General features: G+C 69.4%; 9 protein-coding genes. 2 read left to right on the forward strand and 7 right to left on the reverse strand.

Annotation, left to right across the window (positions count from 1 at the left end; genetic code table 11):
- The 3 genes from ACFWBT_RS40970 to ACFWBT_RS40980 form a co-directional block, all read right to left on the reverse strand.
- Positions 1-305: DUF2637 domain-containing protein (locus ACFWBT_RS40970; protein WP_385709331.1), on the reverse strand; the 305-nt coding region annotated here is incomplete at its 3' end.
- A 163-nt stretch (positions 306-468) separates the two neighbouring features.
- Positions 469-1,353 carry a DUF3558 family protein gene (locus ACFWBT_RS40975; protein WP_385709333.1) on the reverse strand — a complete coding sequence of 295 codons (885 nt, stop codon included), beginning with the start codon at positions 1,351-1,353 and terminating at the stop codon, positions 469-471.
- Between the two features lie 147 nt (positions 1,354-1,500).
- Entirely contained in the window at positions 1,501-2,349 is an 849-nt protein-coding gene (locus tag ACFWBT_RS40980; protein ID WP_385709336.1) for a DUF3558 domain-containing protein, read from the reverse strand.
- A gap of 203 nt (positions 2,350-2,552) precedes the next feature.
- On the opposite strand from ACFWBT_RS40980, the gene ACFWBT_RS40985 reads away from it, so the two are divergent.
- Complete coding sequence (locus ACFWBT_RS40985) at positions 2,553-3,746, forward strand: RtcB family protein (RefSeq protein WP_385709339.1); 1,194 nt, start codon at positions 2,553-2,555, stop codon at positions 3,744-3,746.
- Positions 3,747-3,787: 41 nt separating this feature from the next.
- Here ACFWBT_RS40985 and ACFWBT_RS40990 read toward each other — a convergent pair whose 3' ends face one another.
- The 4 genes from ACFWBT_RS40990 to ACFWBT_RS41005 form a co-directional block, all read right to left on the reverse strand.
- Complete coding sequence (locus ACFWBT_RS40990; RefSeq protein WP_385709342.1) at positions 3,788-3,958, reverse strand: hypothetical protein; 171 nt, start codon at positions 3,956-3,958, stop codon at positions 3,788-3,790.
- Positions 3,959-4,117: 159 nt separating this feature from the next.
- Positions 4,118-4,288 (reverse strand): hypothetical protein, encoded by a 171-nt coding sequence (locus ACFWBT_RS40995; RefSeq protein WP_385709350.1) that lies wholly within the window; start codon positions 4,286-4,288, stop codon positions 4,118-4,120.
- Positions 4,288-5,055 carry an SDR family NAD(P)-dependent oxidoreductase gene (locus tag ACFWBT_RS41000; protein ID WP_385709345.1) on the reverse strand — a complete coding sequence of 256 codons (768 nt, stop codon included), beginning with the start codon at positions 5,053-5,055 and terminating at the stop codon, positions 4,288-4,290. Before ACFWBT_RS41000 ends, ACFWBT_RS40995 begins: the two co-directional genes overlap by 1 nt.
- A 179-nt stretch (positions 5,056-5,234) precedes the next feature.
- Entirely contained in the window at positions 5,235-5,570 is a 336-nt protein-coding gene (locus tag ACFWBT_RS41005; RefSeq protein ID WP_266761378.1) for a YnfA family protein, read from the reverse strand.
- 166 nt (positions 5,571-5,736) lie between these two features.
- Between ACFWBT_RS41005 and ACFWBT_RS41010 the strand changes: the two genes are divergently transcribed.
- Positions 5,737-6,204, forward strand: coding sequence for a hypothetical protein (locus ACFWBT_RS41010; RefSeq protein WP_385709347.1), 468 nt, complete (start codon positions 5,737-5,739; stop codon positions 6,202-6,204).
- Positions 6,205-6,340 lie beyond the last annotated feature (136 nt).

Raw genomic sequence — 6,340 nt, forward strand, 5'->3', positions numbered from 1 at the left:
GGCCAGGCCGCCGCGCCGTTGAAGGCGATCGTCGCCGCCGTCAGCACCCACGCGGTCTGGCGCAGCAGGGGGAACGGGATACGGATCCACGTCAGGAGCAGGTCGAGGGAGAGCAGGACGCAGATACCCGCGTCGATGCCGATCGGGAAGACGTACGAGAAGTTCCCGAACCCCTTCTGGATCGCCAGCTCACGGACCGCCGTGTACGAACCGGCGAAGCCGATCCCGGCGATGACGACCGCACCGGCGACGACCACGCCGATGAGAATCTTGTGCATCCGTGTCAGCTGTATGGGCGCGGCCACCTGCACTCCTCTCCGCTTGCGTGTTGTTGCGCGCAACAGAGTGGCACATGTGTGTGGCGTACGGATGCGCGGTATGGGACGAGCCCGGTCCCCGAGAGGACCGGGCCCCTGCAACTGTCCCGCCAAAGATACGAGTTGAGCCCCGAAATCGGACGGGGGCGGGTCAGTCCTTCTTTGCCGCGGACTTCGACGGCGAAGCGCTCCTGGAGGCGCTCTTGGACGGAGCCTTCGAGCCTGACGACGCCTTCGACGAAGAGGACGGCCCCGACGCGGACGGCCCCGAAGAGGACGCGCCGGCCCCGCCGCCGTCCTGGTTCGCGGCGGTCACCGCGGCCACCGCCTCCTTCGCCGCCTTCTCGGCGTCCTTCAGCAGGTCGGCGGCGTCCGGGGTCTTCTCACCCGCGAGACCGGCACCGTTGTAGTCGAGCGTGACGACCACGTTCTCGACGCGCGTCACGATCGTCTGCTGCTTGAAGGAGCCTTCCTTCTTCTTCAGGTCGTAGCGCACGGCCGTCGCCTCGTCGCCCGTCCCGGCGACCGGCTCGGACTTGGCGCCCTTCGCGCCCTCCACCGACTGCGCGCCCGTGACCTGCTTCTCGAAGTACGCGTGCGCCTGCTCGTCGCCCGCGCCACGCGTGTCCGAATCGAAACGCAGCAGCGCCACGTTCAGCCAGCGGAACTGAGAGCCCTTCACACCGTTGTTGTCGAGGCTGCTCCAGTTGCAGTTGCCGCGCTGCGCCGCGTCGTCCGACTTGCCTTCTTTGCCCGACTTGCTGCCCTTGGGGACCAGTTCACCCAGAGTCTTCTTCGACAGCACCGAGCACGGCTCGGGAAGTGTCGCGTACGCGGCGGGCTGCACGACATCGGCCGAGGCGCTCTCGGACACCTTCGCGTCCGGCGTCACGCTCGCGCTCTTCTGCGCGTCGTCGCCGGAGTCGGAGTCCGAGGAACAGCCCGCGGCGACGAGCATCACCGGGACGGCGGCTGCGCTGACAAGGATGCGGGTGAGTCGCGGTGCTCGGCCTACTCGCTGTACTGGTCGGTGCATGGTTCCTTCACTCGTGGCGCTCGTGGTCCGGCCGCACATGGAACGTGCGACCGGTCGGGTCCGAGGGGCCACGGTACGCGGTGAGGCGCCCGAGCGGTTCCCGTTCGGGGGGTTTGCGCCGGGGTGCCCGCAGGGGCCGCGGGGCCGCTAGCCGTTGAGCTTGTCGGCCAGCTCCCGGGCCAGTTTCCACGCCCTGTCCTGCATTTCTTCGCTGTCCGGGGTGTCCGTGGAAGCCGTCGGCTGCTCGGCGTATTCGATCGTCACGATCACGTTGGACGTGCGGAACACCACAGTCACCGTGCGCTGCTGAGCCGTCGACGAGCCGGTGTTCAGCTTGTCGTCGAGGAACGCCTGGTCGCCGAGACCGTCGAGGACGCGGGGCTGCAGAGCGGTGGGTGTTCCCGACGGAGAGGCGGAGGCGGAAGGGGTGCCGGAGCCGTCGCCCTTGCCGTCGCCCTCGTCGCCTCCGTCGCCGGCCGGGGTGCCGGTGCCGTCGCTCGGGCTCGGACTGGCGTCGTCGCCCGAGGCGGAGGCCGACGGGGACGGCTCGGGGAGGTCGGCCGCCGTCTCCCTGACGGTGTAGAGCTCCTCGGCCTTGTCGTCGTCGCTCACCGCGGTGTCGTACGAGACCACGCGCTCGAAGTCGACGAAGAGGTGATCGGTGGCGGAGGTGGACTCCACCTTCCAGTTGCAGCCGTCCCGCCGGTCCGTGTTGTACGTGACCGAGGCCTCACCCTCGTACAGCTTCTCCTGCTGTCTCTCGTCGGTGCTCTGCCGGATGCCGGGCAGCAGTGCGTCGAGGGTGTCGTGATCGGCCGCGGTGCACGCCTGCGGGAGGGTGCGGTACTTGCCCGGCTGGGCCGCCGGAGCCGTCGTGCCGGCGTTGCCGCTCTTGGAGTCCGGAGGTGAACTCCCCTCGTCCGGACCGCCCGTGCAGCCCGCCAGCAATGCCGCGAGGAGCACAGCGGCGCCTGATACGTACGCCTTCCGCTGCACGGTCAGGCTCCTCTCGACGGTTCCCGATGGCGCTTCGGCCCGGGTGTCCTGTGGTTATTCGGTTGCCGCACGGGGGCGGCCCCTGGAGACAATGTGTATCGCACGCAGAGCCGTGGACGCCGGTCCGTTGTCCCATACGTCGACCTAGGCGCCGGTTTTGCGATTTAAGACTTCTGTTGTTTTTTCTGGGGATCGAGGACGATATGTCGTACGTAGAGGTGCCGGGCGCGAAGGTTCCCATCCGCATGTGGACCGACCCCGCGTCGGTCGAGGATGTCGCACTCCGCCAGCTCCAGAACGTGGCGACCCTGCCCTGGATCAAGGGGCTCGCCGTCATGCCGGACGTCCACTACGGCAAGGGCGCGACGGTCGGCTCCGTCATCGCCATGCGGGACGCGGTGTGCCCGGCGGCGGTGGGAGTCGACATCGGCTGCGGAATGTCCGCGGTCCGGACGTCCCTCACGGCCAACGACCTGCCGGGCGACCTCTCGCGGCTCCGGTCGAAGATCGAGGAGGCGATTCCGGTGGGTCGGGGGATGCATGACTCCCCGGTCGCCCCGGACCGCTTCCACGGGCTGGCCACCGCCGGGTGGGACGACTTCTGGGGGCGGTTCGACGGGGTGGCGGAGGCGGTCAAGTTCCGTCAGGAGCGGGCTGTCAAGCAGATGGGGACGCTGGGCGGCGGCAATCACTTCGTAGAGGTTTGTGTCGATACGTCCGGTTCTGTCTGGTTGATGCTGCACTCCGGTTCGCGGAACATCGGCAAGGAGCTGGCCGAGCATCACATCGGCGTCGCTCAGAAACTCCCGCACAACCAGGGCCTGGTCGACCGTGACCTCGCCGTCTTCGTCGCGGACACGCCCCAGATGGCGGCGTACCGCAACGACCTGTTCTGGGCCCAGGAGTACGCGAAGCACAACCGCGCGCTCATGATGGCGCTCCTGAAGGACGTGGTCCGCAAGGAGTTCAAGAAGGCGAAGCCGACCTTCGAGCCCGAGGTCAGCTGCCACCACAACTACGTGAACATCGAGCGCTACGACGGCATGGACCTGCTCGTCACGCGCAAGGGAGCTATCAGCGCGCGGGCCGGAGAGTTCGGCATCATTCCGGGCTCGATGGGGACGGGGTCGTACATCGTGAAGGGCCTCGGCAACGAGAAGTCCTTCAACTCGGCCTCGCACGGCGCGGGTCGGCGCATGAGCCGCAACGCGGCGAAGCGGCGCTTCTCGACGAAGGACCTGGAGGACCAGACGCAGGGCGTGGAGTGCCGCAAGGACTCCGGCGTCGTGGACGAGATCCCGGGTGCGTACAAGCCGATCGAGAAGGTCATCGAGCAGCAGCGTGACCTCGTGGAGGTCGTGGCGAAGCTGAAGCAGGTCGTCTGTGTGAAGGGCTGACAACGGCGAGGCCCCGGTCCGGGGCCTCGCCGTTCAGTCGGTCAGGCGTCGGCGGGCAGCGGGGTCTTGCCGGTCCGCAGACGCCAGAGGCGGACGTAGCAGCTCTTCTCGGTCCTGCCGAGTTCCTTGGCGGCCGCGGCGTCGTTGTTGAGCGTCAGTAGTACTCGGTCCTCCGATGGCGTCCAGCGACGGCGGTCGGGTGCTACGCGCATGTCAGCGGGGCGCGACCAGGTTGATGTTGTGGCGTGAGCCCAGGTCGGGCGTTCACTTGACGTGCGGGTGATCGAATCAATTCACCCTTGTGGGTTACGGGCGCGGTGCTGGTGCGCGTTACGCGGCGGAGTTGCCGTGCGTTGTCCCCGACCGGTGGGTCACTTCGCGTGCAGGACCGCGTAGATCATGACGAAGGCCACGATGTGGATGCCGAAGAGGAAGTACGCGAGGTAGTACCAGACGTAGCGTTCGCGCTTCTTCTCCAGGGCCAGGCGGGCCTTCTCGCCGTCCGGGGGCGTCGGCCGCGGAGGTGACGCCGGATCGGGCATCACAGTTCCCTGTGGACCTTCGTGTTCGACGCCTGGGCCCGGGGGCGGACCACGAGCAGGTCGATGTTCACGTGGCTCGGGCGCGTGACGGCCCACGTGATGGTCTCGGCGACGTCGTCCGCGGTGAGGGGCTGGGCGACGCCCGCGTAGACCTTGGCGGCCTTCTCGGTGTCGCCGCCGAAGCGGGTCAGGGCGAACTCGTCCGTCTTGACCATGCCGGGGGCGACCTCGATGACCCGGACGGGCGTGCCGACGATCTCCAGGCGCAGTGTCTCCGCGAGGACGTGCTCGGCGTGCTTGGCGGCGACGTAGCCACCGCCGCCCTCGTACGTGCCGTGGCCCGCCGTGGAGGAGAGGACGACGACCGTGCCGTCGCCGCTGGCCGTGAGCGCCGGGAGGAGGGCCTGCGTGATGTTCAGGGTGCCGATGACGTTCGTCTCGTACATCTGGCGCCACTGGGCCGGGTCGCCCGTCGCGATCGGGTCGGCGCCGAGCGCGCCGCCCGCGTTGTTGACCAGCACGCCGATCGTCTTGAACGCGGACGCGAACTCGTCGACCGCGGTGCGGTCCGTGACGTCCAGGGCGTACGCGGTGGCCTGGCCGCCCGCCGCGGTGATCTCCTCCGCCAGCGCCTCGATGCGGTCCTTGCGGCGGGCGGTGACGACGACGCGGTAGCCCTCGGCCGCGAGCTGCCGGGCCGTCGCGGCGCCGATTCCGCTGCTTGCACCGGTGATGACGGCGATACGGGACGCGGCGGCGGGGGTCATACGGCTGCTCCTTGGCGGTGGGCTGGGGCTTCTCCGGCAAGGATAGGTGGGGGGCGAGGACGGGTGGGAGGGGGCGAGGTGCCGGTGGGCGGGGCGAGGTGTCGGGTGGCGGTGCCGGTGGGTGGGGCGAGGTGTCGGGTGGTGGATCGCTCGGTGGTGGGCTCTCTGGCGGTGGTGCGTCAGGTGCCGCGCGGGGCGTACATGATCACGGCCATTCCGGCCAGGCAGATCAGCGCGCCGGTGATGTCCCAGCGGTCGGGGCGGTAGCCGTCCGCGACCACGCCCCAGGCGAGGGAGCCGGCCACGAAGACTCCGCCGTACGCGGCGAGGATGCGGCCGAACTCGGCGTCCGGCTGGAGGGTGGCGACGAAGCCGTACAGGCCGAGGGCCATCACGCCGGCGCCGATCCAGAGCCAGCCGCGCTGTTCGCGTACGCCCTGCCAGACCAGCCAGGCGCCGCCGATCTCGAGGAACGCGGCGAGGACGAAGAGGGCGGCGGAGCGGGCGATCGGCATGCGGTCACTGTGGCATGCGGGGGTGGGCTCGTCGCTCGTGCTCCGGCGTGGTGGTGCGTCACCTGTTGGCAGGCGCCTGCGGGGCGTCAGGGGTGGGATACATCCCCTGACGCGGGTCGATGACCCGATGATCATTCCGAGTGGCGAGCGAGCGGAGAAAAGGCTCATGCGGATCGTGTGTGCGCTGGGTGTGCTGAGTCTGGGGGCCGTGCTGGTGGGTGGCGGTCCCGCGGCCGGGGCCGTCGTGGGGCCCGAGGCCGATCTCGCCTATCACGGGTCCGTGACCATGGGTGGCGGGCGGGTCGATGTCCGGCTGACGCCGCGGAACCATGGGCCGAATCCCGTCGGCGACGCGACGGTTCGGCTGCGGTGGTCGGCCCCGCTGCACGATGTGCAGCGGTTGCCGGCCCGGTGTGCGCGGGCGGGGGAGCGGACGGTGGTGTGCCGTACGGGGGCGTTGCCTGCGGATGGGCTGGGGGAGGAGATCCGGGTGAGGGTGCGGCTGCGGGGGATGCCGTCGGAGGTGTCGATGGAGGTCGACACCGTGTGGGGTGGGGGGTCGGTGGACCGGAATCACGCGAATGACCGGCAGCGGGTGCTGGCGCTCGACACCGGGGATTCGTACGCGTTCTAGCCCCCTGCGGGTGCGCTCGCGCTCGCCTCGCGTGTGGGGTTCGGTGGGTGGGTCGGGGCCGTGCCGGTACATCCCAGTCCGTCGCCGCTGGATCAGACGTGGGCTACCTGTGCGAACTGCTGCTCGATCCGAACGT

This window comes from Streptomyces sp. NPDC060027 (assembly GCF_042737005.1).
Classification (GTDB): domain Bacteria; phylum Actinomycetota; class Actinomycetes; order Streptomycetales; family Streptomycetaceae; genus Streptomyces.